21 protein-coding genes are annotated in these 24,960 nt (G+C 67.2%); 14 read left to right on the forward strand and 7 right to left on the reverse strand.

Annotated features, from left to right (window positions below; genetic code table 11):
• Positions 1 to 4 precede the first annotated feature (4 nt).
• Entirely contained in the window at positions 5 to 883 is an 879-nt protein-coding gene (locus AB4Y67_RS01250) for an FAD binding domain-containing protein (protein WP_441404004.1), read from the reverse strand.
• 120 nt (positions 884 to 1,003) lie between these two features.
• Between AB4Y67_RS01250 and AB4Y67_RS01255 the strand changes: the two genes are divergently transcribed.
• Positions 1,004 to 1,984: a LysR family transcriptional regulator gene (locus AB4Y67_RS01255; RefSeq protein ID WP_441404314.1), complete on the forward strand. Its 981-nt coding sequence runs from the start codon at positions 1,004 to 1,006 to the stop codon at positions 1,982 to 1,984.
• Between the two features lie 117 nt (positions 1,985 to 2,101).
• Complete coding sequence (locus AB4Y67_RS01260) at positions 2,102 to 2,419, forward strand: DUF6457 domain-containing protein (RefSeq protein ID WP_441404005.1); 318 nt, start codon at positions 2,102 to 2,104, stop codon at positions 2,417 to 2,419.
• A gap of 241 nt (positions 2,420 to 2,660) precedes the next feature.
• On the opposite strand, the gene AB4Y67_RS01265 is transcribed toward AB4Y67_RS01260, so the two are convergent.
• The gene (locus tag AB4Y67_RS01265) at positions 2,661 to 5,012 is read right to left on the reverse strand and encodes an FdhF/YdeP family oxidoreductase (protein WP_441404006.1); all 2,352 of its coding nucleotides are present in this window, start codon (positions 5,010 to 5,012) and stop codon (positions 2,661 to 2,663) included.
• A 212-nt stretch (positions 5,013 to 5,224) separates the two neighbouring features.
• Here AB4Y67_RS01265 and AB4Y67_RS01270 point away from each other — a divergent pair, with 212 nt between their 5' ends.
• Complete coding sequence (locus tag AB4Y67_RS01270; protein ID WP_441404007.1) at positions 5,225 to 6,049, forward strand: dienelactone hydrolase family protein; 825 nt, start codon at positions 5,225 to 5,227, stop codon at positions 6,047 to 6,049.
• A 13-nt stretch (positions 6,050 to 6,062) separates the two neighbouring features.
• Here the strand turns inward: AB4Y67_RS01270 and AB4Y67_RS01275 are convergent, their stop codons facing one another.
• Entirely contained in the window at positions 6,063 to 7,892 is a 1,830-nt protein-coding gene (locus AB4Y67_RS01275; protein ID WP_441404008.1) for a long-chain-fatty-acid--CoA ligase, read from the reverse strand.
• Here AB4Y67_RS01275 and AB4Y67_RS01280 point away from each other — a divergent pair.
• Entirely contained in the window at positions 7,861 to 8,244 is a 384-nt protein-coding gene (locus tag AB4Y67_RS01280; protein ID WP_441404009.1) for a hypothetical protein, read from the forward strand. The two genes, AB4Y67_RS01275 and AB4Y67_RS01280, sit on opposite strands and share 32 nt — an antisense overlap.
• A 217-nt stretch (positions 8,245 to 8,461) precedes the next feature.
• On the opposite strand, the gene AB4Y67_RS01285 is transcribed toward AB4Y67_RS01280, so the two are convergent.
• The gene (locus AB4Y67_RS01285) at positions 8,462 to 9,184 is read right to left on the reverse strand and encodes a hypothetical protein (protein WP_441404010.1); all 723 of its coding nucleotides are present in this window, start codon (positions 9,182 to 9,184) and stop codon (positions 8,462 to 8,464) included.
• A 159-nt stretch (positions 9,185 to 9,343) separates the two neighbouring features.
• Here AB4Y67_RS01285 and AB4Y67_RS01290 point away from each other — a divergent pair, with 159 nt between their 5' ends.
• The 5 genes from AB4Y67_RS01290 to AB4Y67_RS01310 all read left to right on the forward strand — a co-directional run bounded on the left by AB4Y67_RS01290 (position 9,344) and on the right by AB4Y67_RS01310 (position 13,233).
• Entirely contained in the window at positions 9,344 to 10,213 is an 870-nt protein-coding gene (locus AB4Y67_RS01290) for a universal stress protein (RefSeq protein WP_441404011.1), read from the forward strand.
• Between the two features lie 94 nt (positions 10,214 to 10,307).
• Positions 10,308 to 10,991 carry a hypothetical protein gene (locus tag AB4Y67_RS01295; RefSeq protein ID WP_441404012.1) on the forward strand — a complete coding sequence of 228 codons (684 nt, stop codon included), beginning with the start codon at positions 10,308 to 10,310 and terminating at the stop codon, positions 10,989 to 10,991.
• A 180-nt stretch (positions 10,992 to 11,171) separates the two neighbouring features.
• Positions 11,172 to 12,386 carry an anion permease gene (locus tag AB4Y67_RS01300; RefSeq protein WP_441404013.1) on the forward strand — a complete coding sequence of 405 codons (1,215 nt, stop codon included), beginning with the start codon at positions 11,172 to 11,174 and terminating at the stop codon, positions 12,384 to 12,386.
• Positions 12,386 to 12,607 (forward strand): hypothetical protein, encoded by a 222-nt coding sequence (locus AB4Y67_RS01305; RefSeq protein WP_441404014.1) that lies wholly within the window; start codon positions 12,386 to 12,388, stop codon positions 12,605 to 12,607. Before AB4Y67_RS01300 ends, AB4Y67_RS01305 begins: the two co-directional genes overlap by 1 nt.
• Positions 12,608 to 12,681: 74 nt before the next feature.
• On the forward strand, positions 12,682 to 13,233 hold the full coding sequence (locus tag AB4Y67_RS01310) for a dihydrofolate reductase family protein (protein ID WP_441404015.1): 552 nt from the start codon (positions 12,682 to 12,684) through the stop codon (positions 13,231 to 13,233).
• Positions 13,234 to 13,283: 50 nt separating this feature from the next.
• Here AB4Y67_RS01310 and AB4Y67_RS01315 read toward each other — a convergent pair whose 3' ends face one another.
• Positions 13,284 to 13,748, reverse strand: coding sequence for a hotdog fold thioesterase (locus AB4Y67_RS01315; protein WP_441404016.1), 465 nt, complete (start codon positions 13,746 to 13,748; stop codon positions 13,284 to 13,286).
• Positions 13,749 to 13,881: 133 nt separating this feature from the next.
• On the opposite strand from AB4Y67_RS01315, the gene polA reads away from it, so the two are divergent.
• The 3 genes from polA (at position 13,882) to rpsA (ending at position 19,708) form a co-directional block, all read left to right on the forward strand.
• Positions 13,882 to 16,644: a DNA polymerase I gene (gene polA, locus AB4Y67_RS01320; protein ID WP_441404017.1), complete on the forward strand. Its 2,763-nt coding sequence runs from the start codon at positions 13,882 to 13,884 to the stop codon at positions 16,642 to 16,644.
• An 82-nt stretch (positions 16,645 to 16,726) separates the two neighbouring features.
• Positions 16,727 to 18,019, forward strand: coding sequence for a GNAT family N-acetyltransferase (locus tag AB4Y67_RS01325; protein WP_441404018.1), 1,293 nt, complete (start codon positions 16,727 to 16,729; stop codon positions 18,017 to 18,019).
• Positions 18,020 to 18,232: 213 nt separating this feature from the next.
• The gene (gene rpsA, locus AB4Y67_RS01330; RefSeq protein WP_441404019.1) at positions 18,233 to 19,708 is read left to right on the forward strand and encodes a 30S ribosomal protein S1; all 1,476 of its coding nucleotides are present in this window, start codon (positions 18,233 to 18,235) and stop codon (positions 19,706 to 19,708) included.
• A 608-nt stretch (positions 19,709 to 20,316) separates the two neighbouring features.
• On the opposite strand, the gene AB4Y67_RS01335 is transcribed toward rpsA, so the two are convergent.
• Together AB4Y67_RS01335 and AB4Y67_RS01340 are read right to left on the reverse strand one after the other, a co-directional pair.
• A complete protein-coding gene (locus AB4Y67_RS01335) occupies positions 20,317 to 20,841 on the reverse strand; it encodes a GNAT family N-acetyltransferase (protein WP_441404020.1) in 525 nt (174 codons plus the stop codon).
• On the reverse strand, positions 20,825 to 21,526 hold the full coding sequence (locus AB4Y67_RS01340; protein ID WP_441404021.1) for an IMPACT family protein: 702 nt from the start codon (positions 21,524 to 21,526) through the stop codon (positions 20,825 to 20,827). The genes AB4Y67_RS01335 and AB4Y67_RS01340 overlap by 17 nt, the downstream gene beginning before the upstream one ends.
• 22 nt (positions 21,527 to 21,548) lie before the next feature.
• Between AB4Y67_RS01340 and coaE the strand changes: the two genes are divergently transcribed.
• Both coaE and uvrB read left to right on the forward strand, forming a co-directional pair.
• The gene (gene coaE / locus AB4Y67_RS01345; RefSeq protein WP_441404022.1) at positions 21,549 to 22,832 is read left to right on the forward strand and encodes a dephospho-CoA kinase; all 1,284 of its coding nucleotides are present in this window, start codon (positions 21,549 to 21,551) and stop codon (positions 22,830 to 22,832) included.
• Positions 22,833 to 22,872: 40 nt separating this feature from the next.
• On the forward strand, positions 22,873 to 24,954 hold the full coding sequence (gene uvrB, locus AB4Y67_RS01350; RefSeq protein WP_441404023.1) for an excinuclease ABC subunit UvrB: 2,082 nt from the start codon (positions 22,873 to 22,875) through the stop codon (positions 24,952 to 24,954).
• The last annotated feature ends 6 nt before the right edge of the window (positions 24,955 to 24,960 follow it).

Here is a 24,960-nt window from a genome sequence, read left to right on the forward strand (position 1 = left end):
CGCTTCAGCCTTCCTGTGTCTGGGCGGCGCGGGCACAGGCCTGTCGCAGGACCCGCCGGGTGAGTTCGTCGGCGAGATGCCGTTTGTAGTCAATCGGGCCGCGCTGGTCGGCTACCGGGTCGCAGGCTGCCGCGGCCAGCCGTGCCGCCTCCGCGAACAGTTCCTCCCCGGGCTGCTGGCCGCGGAGCAGTTCCGCGGTGCCGGCCACCGTATGGTCGAGCCCGAGGGCTGTGAGTCCGACGGCGGCGTCGGCGATGGTGYCGTCCTCCGCGAGCGTCACGGACGCGCCGGCGGCGCCGACGGCCCAGTCACCCACCCGGCGTTCGACCTTCTCGTAGGCGCTGCCGGAACGGGGGCGGACCGGGAAGCGGAGCTCACACAGCAGTTCGTCCTGGCCCACCGCCGTCTCGTAGGGTCCGCGGTGGAAGTCGGCCATGGTCAGGGTCCGCTCGCCGGCGGGCCCCCGGACCACTGCTTCCGCGCCGAGCACGACGCAGACCGTGGAGAGGTCCTCGGCGGGGTCGGCCTGGCAGAGTGAGCCGCCGATGGTTCCCCGGTTCCGCACGATCGGATCGGCGATCACTGCCTCGGCGTCCCGGACGATGGGGAAGAGCGCCGCGATTTCGTCAGACTCGAGGAGCGTGGTGTGGCGGGTCAGTGCGCCGATGCGCAGTTTGTCGCCGTCGCGCAGGACGAAATCGAGTTCGTACAGGTCGTTGATGTCGATCAGCCACTCGGGCCGGGAGAGCCGGAGCTTCATCATCGGCAGGAGGCTGTGGCCTCCGGCGACGACCCTCGATTCGGGGCCGTGGCGGGAGAGGAGTTCGAGTGCGTTGGCCACGGACGTGGCCCGCACGTAGTCGAATGGAGCCGGAATCTGCATAGTCCCTACCTCACTCCGGGGCGCTGGCAGCGTCGCGCAGCACCAGTGTGAGGCAAGTCTTGCCCCGCCTGATACGGAGTGTCAATATCGTCATAAGCGAAAGGTTATGACGCCGTGTCGATGACATTGAGCCAGCTCCGCACGTTCGCCCTGGTCGCCCGCCTGGGCTCCCTGCACGCTGCCGCGGAGAGCCTCGGCGTCAGCGAACCGGCAGTTTCCGCGGCCCTGGCGGCGCTCCGGCAGGACCTCGGTGATCCGCTGTTTGTGCGTGCCGCGGGCGGCATCGCACTGACCCCCGGCGGCCGGGCGCTGGCTGACTATGCCCAGGACATCGTCGGGCTGGCGGACCAGGCACGCTGGGAAGTTTCCAACGCCAAGAACGACGCCGGCCGGCTGAAGATAGTTGCGACCGCCCCCTTTGCCGAACATGCGGCGGGCAGGCTCCTGGACCTGTTCACCAAGCGGGTTCCTGGCGCGTCGGTGGATGTGGTGGTGGAGTCCGCTGAGGACCTTGGCTCGCTCCTGCACGAACGCGCATACGACATCGCCTTGGGTGCCAGGCCGACGGCGCCCGCGGGGCCGGTGGTCACGGAGCTAGGCCTGGACTGCGTTCCGTTCCTGCGGTACCAGCGCGCTCTGGTCGCCGCGGCGGGACATCCGTTGGCCCCGCTGCACGGACCGGTTCCGGTGGCCCGGCTGCTGGACAGGCCCTGGTTTGCCGGGCCCGCGGGGATCCAGGACAGCTCGGAGGAAGGCCGCTGGCTGGCGGCGATGGGGGTGGCGCCGGAGATCATCCGGCTGAGCAGCGAGACGGAAGCCCTGGCCGCGGTGAGGGCGGGGGAGGGCATCATGCTGGCGCTCGGCCACATCGTCCGGGCCGAACTCCAGAGCGGGGTCCTCATCCGGTTTCCCGTCGTCGGGACACCGGTCACCGGGCTGTGGTGGGCCAGCACCCTGGACCACCGCCGGACCACCACCATGGCGCAGACGCTGCAGCGCTTTGCCGGCACCGCAGACGCGACCGCCGCGATGGTTGCCCCCGGCGGCTCGCGGGGCCTGGAACGCCGCGGGTCCAAGTTCCACGTCGCGCTGTGGAGCTGAGGCGGCCGCGGGATTCTCCGGCGGGAGTGCCTGTGTCGCATTGCGGTTCGCGGAGGTCGGTGCTAACCCTTGTGGGGGTAGACGATCACCTGACGTGCCCTACGAAGAGGAGTAACCATGACTTTGCCCCGGGATGAAGACAGCGCACTGCGGCACTGGAGTGCCCGCCTGATCCAGGCACTGCAGATCCTTGACCTCGAAGTGGACCACGAAACGATCGTCCGGGTCGCGGACGAGTCGCGGAATGCCGTCGGCCCGCACGCGGATGCCATCAGCGCCTTCATTGTCGGCTACGCCGCGGGAACCGCATCGACCGACGGACGGAAGAGCACCCAAGACGCCGTCCACGCTGCATCGAACAAGGTCATCGAGCTGTGCGAGCACGGCGAATCCGGCGGCCCCGACGAAAAGGGCTGGGCCAAGCGGGCCCAGTAGCCCGCGGGGGCCGGTCCGCACGCCGCACTGCTGCTCCACCCCCGCTGGACATGCCCTCCGTTGGTGGCGAAGGCTGGACATGTGGGCATTATGTCCAGTGGCCGCGGCCAGGACTGGGCATGTCCCGTGGAGCGGTCTGAGACCCTCGTGGGACATGCCCTCCCTGTGCGCGCTGGGATGGACATATAGGCGTTGTGTCCAGTGGCCGCGACCCGGACTGGGCATGTCCCGTGGAGGCGGCCTACTGCTTCTGGGCCGCGCCGGATGCCATCGCAGTCGAGCCGTCCGGGACCTGGTCCTCGCTGGGTTCGAGCCTCACAATCACTGCCTTAGACACCGGCGTGTTGCTGCCCTCGGCCGTGTGGTTCAGGGGCACCAGGACGTTGGCTTCCGGGTAGTAGGCGGCCGCGCAGCCCCGGGCGGTGGGGTAGGAAACCACGCGGAACTTGCGGACCATCCGCTCCACGCCGTCCTTGTATTCGCCCCGGATGTCCACGAACATCCCGTCGGCCAGCCCCAGTTCGGCGATGTCGTCCGGGTTGACGAACACCACGTGGCGGCCCTTCTTGATGCCGCGGTAGCGGTCGTTGTGGCCGTAGATGGTGGTGTTGAACTGGTCGTGGGAGCGCATGCTTTGCAGGATCAGCGTGCCTTCCGGCCGATCCACATGCTCCAGGTCGTTGACGGTCAGCACGGCCTTGCCCGTCGGGGTGGGGAAGGTACGCGAATCCCGCGGCCCGTTCGCCAGGATGAAGCCGCCCTCGTGCCGGATACGCTCGTTGTAGTTCTCGCAGCCGCCGACGACCCGCGAGATGTGGTCCCGGATCAGGTCGTAGTTCTTCTCGTAACCGTCCCAATCGGCCTTGACCTTGTCCCCGACCAGCGCCTTGCCGAGCCGGCTGACAATGGCCGGCTCGGACAGCAGATGGTGCGAGACGGGTTCAACACTGCCCCAGGAGGGGTGCACGGCGCAGACGGTGTCTTCCACCGAGACGAACTGCTGCCCCGACTCCTGGATATCGATCTCGCTCCGTCCCATCGTGGGCAGGATCAGGGCTTCCGCCCCGGTCACCGTGTGGGACCGGTTGAGTTTCGTGGAGATCTGCACCGACAGTTCGGTGTTCTGCATGGCCGCTTCGGTGGCGTTCGTGTCCGAGATGGCGCCGACGAAGTTGCCGCCGAGCGCCACGAAGGCCCGGATGCCGCCGTCGGCCATTTTGTTGATGGTTTCCACGGCGTCCACGCCGTGTTCGCGGGGAGGCTCGAAACCGAACTCCTCGCCGAGGGAGTCCATAAAGGACTGCGGCATCTGCTCCCAGATGCCCATGGTCCTGTCGCCCTGGACGTTGCTGTGGCCCCGGATGGGGGACGCGCCGGCGCCGGGCTTGCCGATGTTGCCGCGCAGCAGGAGCAGGTTGATGATCTCCTTGATGGTGGCCACGCCCTTTTTCTGCTGCGTGATGCCCATGGCCCAGGTGATGATAACCTTCTCGGCCTTCAGGTAGCGGGCGGCGAGTTCATCGATCTCCTCGCTTCGCAGGCCGGTAGCTTCCAGGACCGCCGCGTCGTCCAGCAGGCTGAGGTGCTCCCGGAGCTCCTCGAGCCCCTCGCAGTGCTCGGCGAGGAACGCGTGGTCCAGGACGGTGCCCGGGTTGCGGGCCTCGGCGTCGAACACCCGCTTGGAGAGCGCCTGCAGCAGCGCCATGTCCCCGCCGATGCGGATGTGCAGGAACTGGTCCGCGATTTCCGTGCCGCGGCCGACGATGCCACTGAGCTTCTGCGGGTTCTTGTACCGGCGCAGGCCGGCCTCGGGGAGGGGATTGACGGCGACGATCTCGCCGCCATTTTCCTTGCACGCCTCGAGTTCGGTCAGCATGCGCGGGTGGTTGGTGCCCGGGTTCTGGCCCATCACAATGATCAGGTCGGCCTTGGCGTAGTCATCGAAGCTGACCGTGGCCTTGCCGATGCCGATGGTCTGTCCCATCGCCCAGCCCGAGGATTCGTGGCACATGTTGGAGCAGTCCGGCAGGTTGTTGGTGCCGTAGCCGCGGACCATCAGCTGGTAGAGGAAGGCAGCCTCATTGGACGTGCGGCCGCTGGTGTAGAAGGCGGCCTCGTCAGGTGAGTCCAGGCTCTTGAGCTTGTCCACGATGATCCGGATCGCCTCGGGCCAGGTGACCGGCTTGTAGTGGTCCTCTCCGGCGGGCTTGTGCACCGGTTCCGTGAGCCGGCCCTGCATGCCCAGCCAGTACTCGGAGCGGCTCCGCAGCTCGGTCACGGAGTGTTCCGCCCAGAATTCCGGGGCGATGACCACCGGCGTCGCCTCCCACGTGACGGCCTTGGCGCCGTTTTCACAAAACTCGAAGGTCTTTCGGTGGCCCGGGTCCGGCCACGCGCAGCTGGGGCAGTCGAATCCCTTCTTCTGGTTCATCGCCAGAACGGTCTTGCGCGTCCGGTTCAGGCCCATGTGCTCGATCGCGGGCGTCATGGAGTGCAGCACCCCCGGGATGCCGGCGGCCCAGTCCTTTGGACCGCCTCCGACCTCCAGGTCCTTCTCGTCGTATTCCTCGACCTTGGGATTCTTGCGGGTCACGTGAACTTCCCTTCTGCAACCACCGCCTGTTCAGGCCGGCGCTTCTCTTCTACAAGGCACCCTACCTTTTGGCCCATTACAGGCCTATCAGCTGGCATGGAGTGCCGCAAGGGATCTGCCGTCGACGCCGGCACTGCCGTTCCGTAGCATGTGCGGTACCCAGGGCGGCCGGGGAAGCCGAAAACTGCCGCCCGGAACCGAAAGGACCGTTCATGCCGGAGCAGCGGGACACGTTGGAGGGGTTTACCGAGTCAACCTTCAGCCACGGCGGCATCAGCCACCAGGTCTTCCGGGCTGGAGCGGGCCCGGCAGTGGTCCTGATCCATGAGGTCCCGGGGATCCATCCCGGAGTGGTGGACCTCGCCCGCCGCCTCATCGGCCGGGGGTACACCGTGTACCTTCCGTCGCTGTTCGGCCGGCCGGGAGGTGCCGCGGGCGCAGGAATCGCGACGTCCATCGCCAAAGTCTGCATTTCCCGCGAATTCGCCGTGCTGGCGAACCGGACCAGCCCGGCGACGGGATGGCTCCGTGCCCTCGCCGCCCAGGCGCATCAGGAATGCGGCGGACCCGGCGTCGGGGCGATCGGCATGTGCATGACCGGGAGCTTTGCCCTCGCCATGGCCCTGGAACCCGCTGTCCTGGCGCCGGTCATGAGCCAGCCCGGGCTGCCGGCGGGCCTGACCGCCCGGCGCCGCGCCGCCGTCGGGCTCGACGACGGCGAACTGGCACGGGTGAAGGCGCGGACCAGCCAGGGACTGGGACTGCTCGGCCTGCGGTTCAGCGACGACCGGGCATGCCCGGCGGCGCGCTTCGAGACGATGCGGCGGGAGTTCGGCGAGAGTTTCGAAAGCATCGAAATCGACTCGTCGCCGGGCAACCGGTTCGGCATCGCCCGGTCAGCGCACTGCGTGCTGACGGTGGACCTGGTGGACACCCCCGGGCACCCGACGAGGGAAGCCCTGGACCGGACCATCGAGTTCATCGGCGAGCGGCTGCTGCCCGGGACGGCGCCACGGGCTGCAACAGACGGGCAGTGACGCAGGAAGCGGTTCAGCGCCCTGCCACCAGCGTGTCCCGGATCTCGCGGCGGAGGACCTTGCCGATCAGCGACCGGGGCAGGGAATCGAGCACCACCACCCGGCGCGGCACCTTGTAGGCGGTCAGATGTTTCCGGGCGAAGGCCAGGAGCGCGTCCGGGTCGATGGTGGTGCCCGGGATCGGCACGACGGCGGCGACGACGTCCTCGCCGCCGCCCGGGCGCGGCAACCCGATCACGGAGACCTCCGAAACGCCCGGGAAGGTAGCGATGACGTCCTCCACCTCACTGGGCGAGACGTTGAAGCCTCCCGTGATGATCAATTCCTTGATCCGGTCCCGGATCGTGATGAAGTAGTCGTCATCCACCGAGACGATGTCACCGGTCCGGAACCAGCCGCCGTCGAGCAGGGCATCTTCTGTTTCCTCCGGCCGGTTCCAGTAGCCGGCGAACACCTGCGGGCCCCGGATCAGGAGTTCCCCTTCCTCGCCCGGGGCGCGGTCCAGGGCGGTGTTCCTCGGATCCACCACCCGGATGTCGGTCAGCGGGAACGGAACTCCGACGGTGCCCGGCTTGCGGCTGGGGCCGAACGGGTTGCCGATCGCGATCGGGGAGGTTTCGGTCAGCCCGTAGCCCTCGATCAGGAAGCCGCCGGTGGCCTTCTCCCAGGTCTCCACTGTCGCCGCCGGCAGGTTCATGGCCCCGGAGATCGAGAAGCGGATGCTCTCCAGCCCGATCCCGCGTTCCRCCGCGGCGGCGGCGATCCGGTCGTAGATCGGCGGAACGGCCGGCAGGAAGGTCGCGGGCGACTTCTTGAGTGCCTTCAGCACGAGGTCGACGTCGAATTTGGGGAACAGGACCAGCTTCGCGCCGATGCTCAACGCGAACGTCATGCAGAGGGTTAGGCCGTAGGCGTGGAACATCGGCAGCACCGCGTACACGGTTTCCCGGCCGTCCTTGAGCCCGGGCACCCAGGCCCGGCCCTGCGCGGCGTTGGCCTGCAGATTGGCGTGGGTAAGCATGGCGGCCTTGGGTGGGCCGGTGGTGCCTGACGTGTACTGCAGGACGGCGAGGTCCCCGGCCGACGGGCGCGGATGCTTCTTCTTGAGTTCCCCGGCGTCGAGGAGCCCGCGCCACAGCAGCACGGGCCGCATGGCGGGAGCCGGCCGGGCACGCCGCTCTTCTTTGCCGGCGGAGAGGGCAGCGCGGGCCTTACGGGCCGCGGGGACCGGCAGCCGCAGGGCCAGCCGCTGCAGCAGCGGCATCGCGGGGATCAGTTCCACTGAGACGACAGTGCCGAGCCCGACGTCGGCCGGCAGCTGCCGGACCCGCTCCACCGCCTTGTCCCAGACGATCGCGACGCCGGCCCCGTGGTCTTCGAACTGGTGGCGGAGTTCCCGTTCCGTGTAGAGGGGATTGTGCTCGACGACGACGGCGCCGAGGCGCAGCACGGCATGGAAGGCAATGATGTGCTGCGGGCAGTTCGGCATGACGAGGGCGACCCTGTCGCCGGCCTTGACTCCCAGTTTCTTCAGGCCGGCGGCCGCGCGGCTGATCAGGGTACCGAGCTCGCGGTAGCTGGTGCGGGCGCCGAAGAACTCCAGGGCGGGCTTCGACCCGTAGCGGCGGACGGACGCGTCCATGAGGTCCACGAGCGAACCCTCGGGGAGCACGAGGTGCGCCGGCACGCCTGGCCCGTAGGAGCCGGTCCACGGCCGGTCACTCCAGGGCACCGGGGCCTGGCCGGTGTTGTCCGCCGCCGCGCCCTTGGCAGCGGTGCCGTTGGAAGCCGTGCCCTTGGAAGCCGTGCCCTTGGCGGCTGTCCGCGGGGATTTCTTCTTCATGATCAGTCCTTGCCGCTGGAATTCGCCGGGTGTGCGCGAGCCAAAGAGCCTGCCGGAAAATCTTACCGGTGCCGGGGCATGGCCCGCGCGGCGGCCACGGCGGGGCCTGGTGCCGGTGCCCGCGGCCATGCGCGCGTGGGAGTGCTTCCTGCCCCACGACGAGGATTTGCACCAGTACGGCTGGAGCACCCGGCTGGTGCCACAGTCCTGTGAAGCTGGCGTTATCGCCCTCCTGACCGAGGTCAGGAACCGGGTGTCCGGTCCCGGTGACCATGACGAGGCGGCCTTTGGTGCGGTGCAGAACGCCGAGCATAAATACCGGATCATGGTCCGCGGCGACAGCCGGTCCTGAAACATCCGGGACCACCACACGGACATGGCCCAAGACGGACTCGTCAACGTGAGGCAGCCGCTGCGCGAACGGCATGCCGCGGATGGGGTGATGCTGGTGGGCCTCGCCTCCCACCGGGGCGAGGTGATCGAAGCGGATGCCTGCGGCCGCGCTGCGCCCCGGTGGGCCATTAAGGACCCCCGCGGGAACCGGAGTTCGAGACTGGGCCCACCGGACTCTAACCGGCCGTCCGCGGCAATCGGCCCGGCCGCCGCAGCATAACGACGGCGGCCGGGACGTACCAGAAAAGCGGCACCAGCCGCAGCGCGGTAGTCGCGACGCCGGTCGGGGACAGCGGGCCGTCCGCCGGGACCAGCGACAGCGTGGACAGGAAGGCGGCCGCGGCCGCCACCGCGGCAATCCAGCCCAGCCAGCGGGGAAAGGCCAGCAGCCGCAAGGACAGCAGCGCGATGGCAAGGAACATCACGCCAGCGGGCAGGTTGGCGAGGTTCAGTGTCACGAGGCACAGATCTGCCACTGCGGCGGCGACGTTCGGAGGGATCCGCGTCTGGGAGGGCAGCGTCAGGGTGATCTGGGCGGCCTGGCCCAGGATGTTCAGCCCCACCGCCAATACCCCCGCGGCGAAGGCGATGCCAGACAACGTGCCCGGCGCCGGCTCGGCGCGGACCAGCCTGGCCCGGACGTAGCCGAGGAACCAGAGCAGCGCTGCGGAACTGAAGACGAAGAGCAGGCTCTGGGCAAGGATCGGGGCGCGGTTCGCCACCAGATAGTCCGCGTAGCCGGGGTCCGCGGCGTCCGGCCATGGCCCGGTCAGCGCCCCTTCCAGCAGGCCCCCGGCCACGCCGAGGGCGGCGGCGAGGAGGCCGCTGAGTGCTCCGGCCAGGAGGAACAGTCCTCCTGCGTGGGCTGGCCTCCGCTCAGTCAACGGGCCCTGCTCCATGGGTCGACGGTACGCGCGGCACCCAGGGGGAGTGAGGGGCTTATGGCCCTAACCCGGGGTCAGTGTCCGGCACACACTGAAGCGACGGCGGCCTGCGGTCCTGCCGTCCCCATCATGCGATGCAGAATTGTCCGCGCCAGGAAAAGAGCAGGATTCAGAATGAACAAGCCAATCGTCGTCGGTATCAACGGATCAGCCGGAAGCGAAGCCGCGCTGACCTGGGCCCTGGAGCGGGCAGCCCGGGACAAGCTTCCGGTCACCATCATCCACGCAGTGGACGACCGCTGGATTTCTCCGGATTTCCAGTACCACGAGATCATCAGGCAAGCGGGCATGGACCTGCTCCAGAAGGCTCAAGCCAGTGCCGGCGATCAGGCACCAGGCGTGAAGGTGGACATCCAACTTCGTCACGGCAGCGGCGGCTCCGTCCTCCGGGAGGTGTCCAAAGAAGCGTCCATGGTGGTCGTCGGCGAACATGACAAGCACTGGATGGACGGCGGTCCGCTGACGGATCGTGCCCTGCAGATCGTCTCCGCCTCGGTAACCCCCGCGGCCGTAGTCCCGTTGACGCGCGGAGCCGGGGCCGCCGGCGTCGTGGTGGGTGTGGACGGCTCCGAGGAGTCGCTGCAGGCGGTCGAGTTCGCCGCCGCGGAAGCGGACAAGGGAGGCGACCAGTTAGCCGTGGTCCTCGCCTTCCGCAGGCCGGCGCGCTGGGTTGAAAACCAGTTGCCGAAGAGCGGCCTGGCCGAATCGATCCTCGAGGAGGACCGGATTGTCCTGGCGGAATCCGTCGCCGGGCTGGGCGACAAGTACCCGGACCTCGTGGTCCACCAACAGCTGGAGACCGACACCGAACCCGCCAAGGCACTGATCGGCGCCGCCAAAGAGGCCCGGCTCCTGGTGATCGGCAGCCGGGGACGCGGTGGCTTCTCGCGGATGGTGCTCGGCTCCACGGCCCACGCCGTCCTGCTCAACGTGCCGTGCCCGACCCTGGTCACGCGGGTGCACAAGGTAAAGCACGAGGACTGACGGCCGGCGGTCACCGGGCGAGCCTCCTCACTCGAGGGGGTTCTCCCGCTGACCGGCTCTTGAGCCTGTCCGGGGCGGGTGGGAGGATGATGCAGTGGAGCCCTTCTTCGATTTCGTCGGCCACTTCTGGTGGCTCATCTTCCCGTTGAGCGGGCTGTTCGGCGGCTGGGCGCGCTCCTGGTCCAGGGCCAGCGAACGCCGGCATCGCCGCAGGGTGGAGCTCTACAAGCTCCGCAACCAGGCCGCGAAGGTGGAGCAGGCCAGCCAGGCCCAAGTCAGGCAGCTCATGGACAGCCACGACGCCGTCAACCGGCGGTGGCTCGACTACGAGCTTGACGTGGGAAAACTCATCGACTTTCCGGTCATGACCGATGTCCGTGAACCCCTGACCGTGGGTTTCCTCCGGGCGAAGCGGCTGGCCGACGGCCTGCGGCCGGAAGCCCCCGGGGACATCACGACGGCGGCGCGGCTGGCGGAGTACCGCGAGGCCGTCACCAGCTACGAACTGGCGTTCGACGTCGCCGAGCGGGAAGCCAGGCGGATCAAGGACAGCAACTTCACCGGACCGGAACGGGAGCGCCTCGCCACGGCCCGGAAGCTGCTGCGGATCGCTTCGGATGCCGCCGCCACCCCGGCGGAACGGCAAACGGCGTACAAGCGCGCGCGGCGCGAACTGGACGGACTGATTGTGCTGCCGGACGCCACCCTGGCCGCGCTGGAGGAGAAGATCGCCAGCATGATCGACGCTGGGAAGACGCCCGATCTGCACCACGGCTGACGAAGGGCTGCTCACGGCCTTCTCCGGCGCTTGTTTTGCCCTGATGCCAATGCCCCGTACGCTTTAACGGGTCAGGCAACTTTGCTGAACGCCGCACTTCCTCCCGGTAGATCCCGGATGAACTATGCCGGCAGCGGGGAATGAAACCTCTGACCGTCGACTCTGCAGATTGGGCAACAGGTGGAAATCACCATCATGGTGGCGCTGGTAATAGTCCTGGCGCTTTTTTTTGACTTCACCAACGGATTCCATGACACCGCCAACGCGATGGCCACGCCCATCGCAACCGGTGCCATCAAACCCAAAACGGCCGTCGCCCTCGCGGCGGTGCTGAACCTGGTGGGGGCTTTCCTGTCCACGGAAGTGGCAAAGACTGTGTCCGGCGGCATCATCAAAGAAGGATCGGACGGGGTCCAGATCACCCCGGATATCATCTTCGCCGGACTGATGGGCGCCATCCTCTGGAACATGATCACCTGGCTCAAGGGCCTCCCGTCGAGTTCCTCGCACGCGCTCTTCGGGGGCCTGATCGGCGCTGCCATCGCCGGCATCGGTATCCACTCGATCAACTTCGAGAGCCTGATGCAGAAGGTGATCCTCCCCGCGATTTTCGCGCCGATCATCGCCGGCGCCGTGGCGTACCTGTGCACGAAGCTGGCCTACGCACTGACCTCCCGCCACGACCCGGAGTCTGGCAGCAAGCTCACGCAAAAGCGCGGCGGCTTCCGCACCGGCCAGATCTTCACATCCAGCCTCGTGGCCCTCGCTCACGGCACCAACGATGCTCAGAAGACCATGGGCATCATCACGCTGGTGCTGATTTCCGCGGGCACCCAAGAGCCCGGCACCGGTCCGCAGCTCTGGGTCATCACCTCCTGTGCCTTCGCCATCGCGATCGGCACCTACTCCGGTGGCTGGCGGATCATCCGCACCATGGGATCCGGCCTCACCGAAGTCAAGCCCGCCCAGGGCTTCTCAGCAGAAAGCAGCACGGCCTCGGCCATCCTCGCCTCCTCACACCTGGGGTTCGCCCTTTCCACCACCCAGGTGGCCTCCGGCTCGGTCATCGGTTCGGGCATGGGACGCCGCGGCGCCACCGTCCGCTGGGGAACCGCCGGAAGGATCGCGCTCGGCTGGCTCTTCACCCTTCCCGCCGCCGGCATCGTGGGGGCGCTCACGGCAATGCTGGTCCTGACCGGCGTCGTCGGCGTCGTTATCGCCGCGGTGGCCGGCACGGGTGCGGTGCTCTACATGTTCTTCCGCTCCAAGAAATCCCAGGTGGGGCACCACAACGCTGTCGCGGTCGAGGAAGCCGGCCAGGCTGTGCGGTTCCGCAAAAAGAAGAAAGCCGTGTCTGTCAGCAGGGCCAAGGACGAGCCGAAGGGCGGACTGTAATGAAGTGGCTGGAACTTATCCAGGTGGCGGGCGCAACGCTCGTCGCGGCGGTGACCGTCGTGGTCCTGTACTCCCTCGGGGTCCGTCTCACTGCCATCGCCGGTGACGTGAGCGAAAGGAAGCCGACCTGGGTGCGGCCGCTCGCTTACGTGTGCTTCGGCCTGTGCGCCCTGGCCGTGCTGTTCGGGCTCTACCTGATCATTCCCTACTTCAGCAAATAGCCGGAACGGCGTCTGCCTGCGCTGCGGTTTTCCGCAGGATGGGCACCCCGGCAGGAAGTGGCTAGGCTGGGGCCATGCCTGGTTTTCAGTATTTTGTGGCGTCCTCGCTGGACGGATTCATCGCCACCGGCGACGACAATCTGGACTGGTTGCTCCAGTTCGACGGTTTCGCCGGTGGCAAGGAAAGCTACGACGGCTTCATGGCGGAGGTCGGCTGCATCGTCATGGGCGGCGACACCTATGCGTGGCTGCAGAAACACGAACCGGACAACTGGCCGTATCCCGCCACGCCGTGCTGGGTGTTTACCCACCACGAGCACTCAGCCCCCAAAGGCGCGGACGTGACATTCGTCCGCGGGCCGGTGGCCGAATTCGTCGAGGACCTCAAGGCCGACGCGGGAGACAAGAACGTCTGGATCGTCGGCGGCGGGGTCCTTGCTGCCCAGTTCGCCGACGCCGGAGCGCTCGACGAGATCATTATCTCGATCATTCCGGTGGTGCTGGGCAGCGGCAAGGCGGTACTGCCGATGTCGGGCCCGACGCCGCCGCTGGAGTTGCTCTCCTCGCACGCCATGGGCCGGGGCATCGTGGAGCTGCGCTACCGCCTCGGGGGCAGCCCGGCCTAGTGCCTTGGGCGCTCCGGCGCCTGCGGGTGGGTCGGGCCTGTGTGTCCTGCCTAAGCGCCGATGTCGCGGATCAGATTGGTGATGCGCGCTGTGGACAGCCGGCGGCCCAGCTCGTCCGTCATAACGATCTCGTGCGTGGTGAGGGTCCGGCCGAGGTGGATTGCCGTGCACGTCCCGGTCACAGTGCCCGAGGTGATGGCCCGGTGATGCGTGGCGCTGACGTCGATCCCCAGGGCCTGCCGCCGCGGCCCGGCGTGCATTCCGGCGGCGAAGGAACCCAGGGTCTCGGCCAGGACCACGTGGGCGCCGCCGTGCAGGATCCCGGCCACCTGGGTGTTGCCTTCCACCGGCATGGTGCCAACTGTCCGCTCGGGACTCATCTCCAGGAAATGGATCCCCATCTTCACCACCAGGGCGCCCACGCCGTATTGACCCAGCCATTCATGCATTTCCTCGGGAACCCCGGCAGCCGCGAGCTCGGCCGCGTAAGGGCCCGGCGTGAAATTGTCCGTCATGGGAACTAGGCTGGCACCTGTGAGCGAAACTACCAAACCGGCCCCTGCCCTCGATGCTGCTGCCCTCAATTCTGCGGCCCCCCTTTCAGCAGACACCGCCGTAGGCCTACTCCCGGCAACTGAGACCACAGCCGTGGCTGCGRCCAAGCCCGCCCGGAAGTCCAGCCGGGCCGCCGAGCCTGTATCCGCCACTGAGGCGCCCGTAATTCCGATCACGGACCAGCCCCGCCTCCTCGTCCTGGACGGGCACTCCATGGCATTCCGGGCGTTCTTCGCCCTGCCCGCGGACAAGTTCTCCACCGCCACGGGGCAGCACACCAACGCGATCCACGGCTTCACGTCCATGCTCATCAACCTGATCAAGGAGCAGAAGCCCACGCACGTCGCCGTGGCCTTTGACGTCTCGGACGACACCACCCACCGCAAGGCCGAGTACAGCGACTACAAGGGCGGACGCAACGAAACCCCCCGCGAGATGAGCGGCCAGATTGATCTCATCGACAAAGTCATGGGCGCCTGGGGCATCAAAACCATAAAGATGCCCGGCTATGAGGCCGATGACATCCTGGCCACCCTCGCCGCTATGGGCGAAAAAGCAGGCTTCGAGGTGCTGCTCGTCTCCGGCGACCGGGACGCCTTCCAGCTGATCACGGACAACGTCTTTGTGCTGTACCCCAGGAAGGGCGTCAGCGACATTCCCCGGATGGATGCGACGGCCATCCAGGAAAAATACTTCGTCAGCCCCGCCCAGTACTCGGACCTCGCCGCCCTGGTGGGGGAGTCCGCGGACAACCTCCCCGGTGTTCCCGGCGTCGGCCCCAAAACGGCCGCCAAGTGGATCAACCTGTACGGCGGGCTGGAGGGTGTCCTGGAGAACCTTGACGCGATCGGCGGAAAGGTGGGCGACTCCCTCCGCGAAAACGTGGACGAGGTCAAGCGCAACCGCCGGCTGAACCGGCTCCACACGGACCTCGACCTCCCGGTGACCCTGGACGAGCTCGCGGAGCCGCGGCCTGACCAGGCCGCCCTCGAGGAGCTGTTCGACACCCTCGAATTCAAGACCATCCGCACGCGCCTCTTTGCCCTTTACGGCAGTGAGGTTCCTGAAGCGGAACGCGAAAGCCTCGACACCCCGGACTACGTGATCCCCTCGGACGCTTCCGAACTGGGCGCGTTCTTCGAATCAGGGGCCGGCAAGCTTGCGGCTGTCGCCGTCGACGTCGTGCCCGGCCGGATTGGTGAGGATGCCGCCGCCCTAGCCATCGTCCATGACAACGGGGCCGCCTACATCGACCTCGCCAGCCAGGACGCCGCCGCCGAAAACGTCCTGGCAGGTTGGCTCAAAGACCCCGCCGCGGCCAAAGTCATGCATGGTTACAAGGCTGCCCTCAAAGCGCTCTCCAGCCGGGGCCTTGGCCTGGAAGGCGTGGTGGACGACACCTCGATCTCCGGATACCTCATCCAGCCCGACCGCCGCAGCTATGAGCTCGCCGAACTGGCCCAGCACCACCTCAACATCAGCGTCTCGACGGAAGCCGCCAAGGCCGGCCAGCTTGAGTTGGCGTTCGACGGCGAGGACGACGCCGCCGCTGCCGGCGCGCTGGTCCACGTGGGCGCCGTCGTCAAGGCCCTCAGCCGGTACTTCGAGACGGAACTGGCCGAACGCAAAGCCCAGGACCTGCTGACGACACTTGAACTGCCGGTCAGCCGCGTCCTCGCCGACATGGAACTCGCGGGAATCGCTATCGACATGGCGCGCATGGACGAGCAGCTGGCGGATCTCGCCAAGGTGATCGACAACGCCCAGGAGCTCGCCTTCGCGGCGATCGGCCACGAGGTGAACCTCGGGTCACCCAAGCAGCTGCAGACCGTGCTCTTCGAGGAGCTGGGGCTGCCGAAGACCAAGAAAATCAAATCCGGCTACACCACCGACGCCGCGTCGCTGAAGAACCTGCTGGAGAAGACCGGCCACGAATTCCTGGTCCAGCTCATGGCGCACCGCGAGTCCTCGAAGCTGCGGCAGATGCTGGAATCGCTCAAAAAGTCGGTCACCGACGACGGCCGGATCCACACCACGTACGCGCAGAACGTCGCAGCCACGGGCCGGATCTCCTCCAATAACCCGAACCTGCAGAACATCCCCATCCGCAGCGAGGAAGGCCGGCGCGTCCGCGGCATCTTTGTGGTCAGCGAAGGCTATGACTGCCTGCTGTCCGCGGACTACTCGCAGATCGAGATGCGCATCATGGCGCATCTTTCCGGCGATCCGGGGCTGATCCAGGCCTACAGGGACGGCGAGGACCTGCACCGGTTCGTGGGGTCCAACATCTTCCATGTGCCCACCGACGAGGTCACCAGTGCGATGCGCTCCAAGGTCAAAGCCATGTCCTATGGCCTTGCCTACGGCCTGACCTCGTTCGGCCTGTCCAAGCAGCTCGAGATCTCCGTCGATGAGGCGCGGACCCTGATGAAGGACTACTTCGACCGCTTCGGCGCCGTCCGCGACTACCTCCGCGGCGTGGTGGACCAGGCCAGGATCGACGGTTACACCGCCACCATCGAAGGGCGCCGGCGCTACCTGCCGGACCTCACCAGCACCGACCGCCAGTTGCGCGAGAACGCGGAGCGCATCGCACTGAACTCGCCCATCCAGGGCTCCGCCGCGGACATCATCAAGCGCGCCATGCTGGGTGTTTCCGGCGCGCTGGACGAGCAGGGCCTGAAATCGCGCATGCTGCTGCAGGTCCATGATGAACTGGTCCTCGAAGTGGCACACGGTGAGCGTGAGGCCGTGGAGAGGCTTGTAACGGAGCAGATGGGCGCAGCAGCGAAGCTGACCGTGCCGCTCGACGTCCAGATCGGCATCGGCTCCAGCTGGTACGAGGCCGGGCACTAAGCCCGCCACCCGGCAGGCCCGGAGAGCCTGGCCCGGTTCCACTTTTCAGTTCTTTCAAAGTTGCAGGAATTTCCAGGGGGATATGCACGTGGCACAGCACTACGAATTCAGGCGTTTCACACCGGCGGCCAAGGAGGAGCCGGGCTACGCGCAGTCGGTGGCCTGGATGCGGGCGGTGGCCTTCGGCTTCCACGATGCCCGGCGCAGCGATGAACGCGTCGACCGGGGCCTTGAGATGCAGCGCGCGGACGGGCGCGTGATGACCGGCGCCTACCAGACCGGCCCCGTCGCCGACCACGCACTCGGTACCGACGTTCCGGTGGCGACCTTCGGCACCATGACCAAGACACTCAACGTCGGTTTCGGACGATTCGTGGACACCCGCCTCGTGACAGCGGTCACCRTGCGGACCTCGCACCGCCGCCGCGGGCTGTTGCGCCGCATGATGGCCGAGGAACTGGGTTTGGCTCAGCAGGAAGGCCTGGCGATGGCCGCCCTCACGGCCTCGGAAGCCTCGATCTACGGCCGGTTCGGTTTCGGCGTCGCGACGTCGGAACAGTCGATCAAGGTTGACACCAGCGCGCGTTTCGTTGTGAACCACACCCCGGTGGGCAGCGTCGAGGTAGCTGATCCCAAGGTGCTCCTGGAGCTGGCCCCGGTGATCTTCGAGCGCTTGCACCGCCAGACGCCGGGGTCCATCGGCCGGCACGACTTCTATCGGCAGTTCGCCTCAGGCTCCATCAGCCGCGAGGACGGTGAAGACCCCAAGGTCAAGGTCGCGCTGCACTACGGCCCTGACGGCGACGTGGACGGTTATGTCTCCTACAAGTTCGGCGGTTGGTCCAGCACCCCGTACACCATGGAGGTCGTTGACCTGGTGGCGGCCACCCGGGCCGCCTACCTCGAACTGTGGCAATACCTGGGGGCCATCGACCTCGTCGAGCGCGTGACATGGGACGAAGCCCCCGTTGACGACCCGCTGCGGTGGGCCCTCACGGATCCGCGCTGCGTGGACGCCTCGGACGCCCGGGACATGCTCTGGCTGCGCGTTCTGGACGTGCCGAAAGCACTGGGCGCCCGGCGCTACTCGGCCGACGGGTCCCTGGTCCTCGCGGTCACCGACAGTCTCGGGTTCGCCGCCGGGACCTTTGCCCTGGACATTGCCGGGGGAGAAGCGGTCGTGACCCCGGCCCCGGAGGCTACGCCGGAGCTGACTCTGGATGTGGCGGACCTCGGTTCCATCTACCTCGGCGCCGTCTGCCCGGTGACCTTAACGGCCGCCGGGCGCATCACCGAGCACGCTACCGGGGCGGCGCTGACAGCGCGCCTCATGTTCGCCGTCGAACGCGCACCGCACTGCCTGACGCACTTCTAGCCGGGTCCCCGCCGGCCTGTTGCATCGTCCCGTTGCGCTTTGACCCCCRTTCACCAAAGCGACTAGACTAAATGGGCGTGCACTACGTGCGCGCATCTACAATCCACAAAATCAGGATGACCCGGCGTTTTGCCGTGTTCTGTGCCCGTGTCGCCGACGCGGGCGCAGCGGTTTGCCTGACCGACTAACTATCCACAACGGAGCCCCTACTACATGACCATCACCTCCACCGAGAAGCCCGGTACCCCCGTAGTCGCGATTAACGACATCGGTACCGCTGAGGACTTCCTCGCAGCAGTCGACGCCACCATCAAGTACTTCAACGACGGAGACCTCGTCGAAGGTACCGTCGTCAAGGTCGACCGCGACGAAGTTCTGCTCGACATCGGTTACAAGACCGAAGGTGTCATTCCCTCCCGCGAGCTGTCCATCAAGCACGATGTTGATCCCGGAGACGTCGTCTCCGTTGGCGATCTCGTCGAAGCCCTGGTGCTCACCAAGGAAGACAAAGAAGGCCGCCTGATCCTCTCCAAGAAGCGTGCTCAGTACGAGCGTGCCTGGGGCGACATCGAGAAGGTCAAGGAAGAAGACGGTGTCGTTACCGGTACCGTCATCGAGGTTGTCAAGGGTGGTCTTATCCTCGACATCGGTCTGCGCGGCTTCCTGCCCGCATCCCTCGTCGAGATGCGCCGTGTGCGCGACCTGGCTCCGTACATCGGTCAGCAGATCGAAGCCAAGATCATCGAGCTGGACAAGAACCGCAACAACGTTGTTCTGTCCCGCCGTGCATGGCTCGAGCAGACCCAGTCCGAGGTCCGCTCCACGTTCCTCAACAAGCTGGAAAAGGGCCAGGTCCGTCCCGGCGTCGTTTCCTCCATCGTCAACTTCGGTGCCTTCGTGGACCTGGGCGGCGTAGACGGCCTGGTTCACGTTTCCGAGCTGTCCTGGAAGCACATCGACCACCCGTCCGAGGTTGTCGAAGTTGGCCAGGAAGTCACCGTCGAGGTTCTCGAGGTCGACCTGGACCGCGAGCGTGTTTCCCTGTCGCTCAAGGCTACGCAGGAAGATCCGTGGCAGACCTTCGCCCGCACCCACGCCCTCGGGCAGGTTGTTCCGGGTAAGGTCACCAAGCTGGTTCCGTTCGGCGCGTTCGTTCGCGTTGAAGACGGCATCGAAGGCCTGGTCCACATCTCCGAGCTCGCCGTGCGCCACGTTGAGCTGGCCGAGCAGGTTGTCTCCGTTGGTGACGAGCTGTTCGTCAAGGTCATCGACATCGACCTCGAACGCCGCCGCATCTCGCTGTCCCTCAAGCAGGCCAACGAGGGCGTCGACGCCGAGTCCACCGAATTCGATCCGGCTCTCTACGGCATGGCCGCAGAGTACGACGAAGAGGGCAACTACAAGTACCCGGAGGGCTTCGACCCGGAGTCCAACGAGTGGCTTGAAGGCTACGAGACGCAGCGCGCCGCCTGGGAGCAGCAGTACGCTGACGCCCAGACCCGCTGGGAAGCCCACAAGAAGCAGGTTGCCCAGCACGCTGCCGACGACGCTGCAGCWGCAACGTCCGGYGASAGCGACTCCGGYACCACCAGCTACTCCTCCGAGCCGGCCGCAACCGAGACCGGTGCAGGCACGCTTGCTTCGGACGAGGCTCTTGCYGCTCTGCGCGAGAAGCTGACCGGCAACTAATTGCCCAACGTTCCCGGGGAGCACGCTCCCCGGGGCTTGGCAGTTGCCAGCTTGAAGTAACACCGTAAAAGTGGCCGTCCCCCCGGGGGCGGCCACTTTTCGTTTAAGGACATGTCCGGCGGGCGTCTATTCCAGGGGGACATGCCCATTGGTGGGTACCCGCCCCACGGGACATGCCCATTCCTGGCCGCGACCACCGGACATAGCGGCACAATGTCCAGTCCCGGGCCCGGGCGGAGTGCCTGCCCTGTTTTCCCGGGATCTTCCCGGGCCACCTGAACCGAGGAGGAGGACATGCCCACTGGTGGGCACCCGCACCACGGGACATGTCCAGAGGTGTGTACCCGCGCCACGTGACATGCTCATTCCTGGGGTCGGCCACTGGAGATAGTGGCATCCTGTCCACTCCTGGGCCCGGACGTGGCGCATGCCCTGTCTTCCCAGGGTCTTCCCGGCCCACCTGAACCGGGGCGGCAGGGGACATGCCCACTGGTGGGTACCCGCCCCACGGGACATGCCCATTCGAAGCCGCGACCACCGGACATAGTGGCATCCTGTCCAGTCCTGGGCCCGGGCAGGGGACATGCCCCGCCGGTCCCGGGCCGCGCTCAGCGCAGCGGGATCCTGGCCTTGACCGGAACCGCGGCATCACCGGCGGCTTGGCCCTCGTCGAGCCTGGCGCCGGCGGAGCGCAGCAGGACCAGGGCCGCCGTGTTTCCTGCCGTTGTGTCGGCTTCGAGCACCGCGGCACCGGACGCCGCGGCCCGGTCGATCACGAGGCTAAGGGCCTCCCGGGCGATTCCCTTGCCCCGGAAGCTCCGGCCCAGCCAGATTCCGGTTTCCAGCGTGCCTTCGCCGGTCCGCTTGAGCCGGATGGAGCCGGCCAGTTTCCCGTCGCAGCTGATCGCCCAGCTTTTCTGCTGCGCCGGCCCGTCGAGTCCCGCGGCGGCGTGGTGGTATTCGCGGAACCAGCTGATTCGTTCCGAATTCCAGCCGGCGGCGCTGCCCAGCGGAGGCGTTACCTCGTCGGCGTCGGCGTCCTGGATCGCGACGGTCAGGAGCTGCTCAAGGACCGCTTCGGAGACGTCGACGAGCCGGACCGGGGCGGGGGAGGGCTCAGCTGAGGGGGACATCGATCCACTCCGTTTCTCCAGGCAGCAAGGCGGCGGTGCCGGCTGACAGCGCGGCGAGCCGGTCACCAGCCATGGCCAGTCCCGCCGGGTCGTCCGGCAGGGCAAGCCTCAGAACAGTAGTCTGCGCCTCGTAGCTGGTTTCGGCCATGACGTAGCCCGCGGCGCGCAGGTCATTCTCCAACCGGCCGGCCGTCGCATGGGGGACCGTCACTGTGCAGATCCGCAGCCGGCGCCGTTGCGCCAGCGGCGCCCGATCCAGGGCCGCGGTCACAGATTCGGAGTAGGCCCGGACCAGTCCGCCGGCGCCCAGCAGGACTCCGCCGAAGTAGCGGACGACGACGGCGGTCACGTCGCTGAGGTCCGCCACGCCGGGCGCAGTCTCGCGCTTCAGCAACGCGTCGAGCATCGGGATGCCTGCGGTGCCGGACGGCTCGCCGTCGTCGTTGGACCGCTGGACGTCGCGGTCCGGACCGAGCACGAACGCGGAGCAGTGGTGCCGGGCATCGTGGAATTCCTTGCGCAGCCCGGCGAGGACCGACCGGGCGCTCTCCTCATCCCCGGTGCGGTGCAGCACAGTGATGAAGCGCGAGCGTTTCACCTCGATCTCGTGGCGGAACTCCGGACCCGCGGCCAGGGTGGTGTAAACGGTGGCCCTGCTCTCCGGGGAAACCACGTCTTCAGGCACCGGATCAGTTTAGTCTGGTGGGGTGCTGAAAATCGGGTTGACGGGCGGCATCGCCTCAGGGAAGTCAGTGGCTGCCTCGCGCCTGCGCGAACTCGGCGCGGTGGTGATCGACGCCGATGCCCTGGCCCGCGAGGTGGTGGAACCCGGAACACCGGGACTCGCGCGGGTGGTCGGGGCCTTCAGCCGGGCCATCCTGACTCCCGACGGCAGCCTGGACCGGCCGAAGCTTGGCGCCCTCGTCTTCGGCAACCCCGAACGGCTCGCGGTACTCAACGGCATCATCCACCCCCTCGTCCGGGAGCGCGCTGCCGCGCTGGCCGCCGGCGCCCCGAAAGGCGCGGTGGTGGTCCAGGACATCCCGCTGCTGGTCGAGACCGGCCAGGGCGCGAGTTTCCATCTGGTGGTGGTGGTCGACGCCCCGGACGACGTCCGTGTGCAGCGCATGGTGCAGCACCGGCACCTGACCATTGACGAGGCCAGGGCCCGGATGGCGGCCCAGGCCCCGCGTGACGTCCGGCTGGCAGCGGCCGACGTGGTCCTGGACAACTCGGGTTCCAAGGACGAACTTCGGGACGCGGTCGACCGGCTCTGGAAGTTCCGGCTGGGACCGTTTGCGGAGAACCTGTCCAAGCACCGCCTTGCACCGCGCGCGGGCGGGCCCGTGCTGGCACCCGCCAACCGGGACTGGCCGGCGCAGGCCGGCCGGCTCATCGCGCGCCTGCGGGCGGCCGCCGGCGAGGATGTCCTGGCCCTCGACCATGTCGGGTCCACTGCCGTCCCCGGACTCGCCGCGAAGGACGTGCTCGACCTCCAGCTCGGCGTGGAGGACGCGGCTGCAGCGGAGCGGATTGCCCCGCTGCTGGCCGAAGCCGGTTTCCCCAGCTGGCCGGGGGTCTTCACCGACAACCCCAAGCCCTCGCACCCGGACCCGGCTGACTGGTGGAAGCGGATGCACGGCAACGCGGACCCCGGGCGGGCCGTCAACCTCCACGTCCGCGCCGTCGGGTCCCCGGGCTGGCGGTTTGCGCTCTGCTTCCGGGACTGGCTTCGCGACGACGCGGCCGCCCGGGCCGACTACCTGGCCGAGAAGCGCCGCGTCGCCAAGATGCACGGCGTGGACAAATCCACTGCAGGCTACGCCGCTGACAAGGAAGGCTGGTTCACGGACTACGCCGCGCCGCGGATGGACGAGTGGGCGCGGCGCACGGGGTGGCGGCCGCCGTCGTACGCCGCCCCCGAGCCCGGGACCCGGCCGGAGACGCAGCCCGGCGCGGACCGTACCGGCTCCGGTACCGCCCAAAGCTGAATCAGGACATCCTGTCGCAGCCCGGCGGTAGATTAGGTACATGAGTCTTGCGCAGCAGATCAACCGTGTCGTGGCGCCCTTCGAGGTCATCAGCGAGTTCAAGCCGGCGGGTGACCAGCCGGCAGCGATCGCCGAACTGACCGAACGCATCAAGAACGGCGAAAAGGACGTGGTGCTGCTTGGTGCCACGGGTACCGGCAAAAGCGCGACGACGGCGTGGCTGATCGAGCAGGTGCAGCGGCCCACGCTGGTGATGGTGCAGAACAAGACCCTCGCGGCGCAGCTGGCCAACGAATTCCGCGAACTGCTCCCGAACAACGCCGTGGAGTACTTCGTCTCCTACTACGACTACTACCAGCCCGAGGCTTACGTCGCGCAGACGGACACCTTCATCGAGAAGGACTCCTCCGTCAACGAGGAAGTCGAGCGGCTCCGGCACTCGGCCACGAACGCGCTCCTGACCCGCCGCGACGTGATCGTTGTGGCCACGGTGTCCTGCATCTACGGGCTCGGCACCCCGGAAGAGTACATCGCCGGCATGGTGACGCTCCGCAAGGGGGCGGAGATGAACCGCGACGACCTGCTCCGGAAGTTCGTTTCCATGCAGTACGCCCGCAACGACATGGATTTCCACCGCGGCACGTTCCGGGTTCGCGGGGACACGGTCGAAATCATCCCGATGTACGAGGAGCTGGCGATCCGGGTCGAGTTCTTCGGCGACGAGATCGAGAACATCTACACGCTGCACCCGCTGACCGGCGAGGTGATCCGGGACGAAACCGAGATGTACGTCTTCCCGGCTTCCCACTATGTGGCCGGTCCGGAGCGTATGGGCCGGGCCATCAAGAGGATCGAGGATGAGCTCGCCGAGCGGCTCCAGGTCCTGGAGAGCCAGAACAAGCTGGTGGAGGCGCAGCGGCTGCGGATGCGCACCACGTACGACCTCGAAATGATGCAGCAGATGGGGTTCTGCAACGGCATCGAGAACTACTCCTCACACATCGACGGGCGCGCCCGCGGAACCGCCCCGCACTGCCTCATCGACTACTTCCCCGACGACTTCCTGCTGGTCATCGACGAATCACACGTCACCGTGCCGCAGATCGGCGCCATGTACGAGGGCGACATGTCCCGCAAGCGGAACCTCGTGGACCACGGCTTCCGGCTGCCCTCGGCGATGGACAACCGCCCGCTTAAGTGGGACGAGTTCCAGGACCGCGTGGGCCAGGCCGTGTACCTGTCCGCGACCCCCGGCAAGTACGAGCTCGGCAAGGCGGACGGCTTTGTCCAGCAGATCATCCGGCCCACCGGCCTGATCGACCCTGAGGTGATTGTGAAGCCCACCAAGGGGCAGATCGATGACCTGCTGGGCGAGATCCGGATCCGCACCGGGAAGAACGAGCGTGTCCTGGTCACCACGCTGACCAAGCGGATGGCCGAGGACCTCACCGATTACCTGCTGGGGCACGGGGTGAAGGTCGAATACCTGCACTCCGACGTCGATACCCTCCGCCGCGTCGAGCTGCTCCGTGAACTCCGGATGGGCGTCTTCGACGTGCTGGTCGGCATCAACCTGCTCCGTGAAGGCCTCGACCTGCCCGAAGTATCGCTCGTGAGCATCCTGGACGCCGACAAGGAAGGCTTCCTGCGCTCTTCCACCTCGCTGATCCAGACCATCGGCCGTGCCGCCCGCAATGTCTCCGGCGAGGTGCACATGTATGCGGACAAAATCACCGACTCGATGGCGCACGCGATCGACGAAACGAACCGGCGCCGTGCGATCCAGGTCGCCTACAACACGGAAAAGGGCATCGACCCGCAGCCGCTGCGGAAGAAGATTGCCGACATCACGGACCAGATCAACAAGGAGGACGCGGACACCCGCGAACTGCTGGCCGCTGCCGGCAAGGCCCGCGGCAAGGGCAAGGGCGCGGCGAAGGTCCGGGCGGACGGCCTGGCGGCCGCGCCGGCCGAGGACCTGGTGGGCCTGATCGAACAGCTCACCGAACAGATGCATGCCGCCGCCGGTGAACTGCAGTTTGAACTCGCCGCACGGCTCCGTGACGAGGTGGGCGAGCTCAAAAAGGAGCTGCGTCAAATGCAGTCCGCGGGGCACGCCTAGGGTAAT

The organism is Arthrobacter sp. YAF17, assembly GCF_052113365.1.
Classification (GTDB): domain Bacteria; phylum Actinomycetota; class Actinomycetes; order Actinomycetales; family Micrococcaceae; genus Arthrobacter.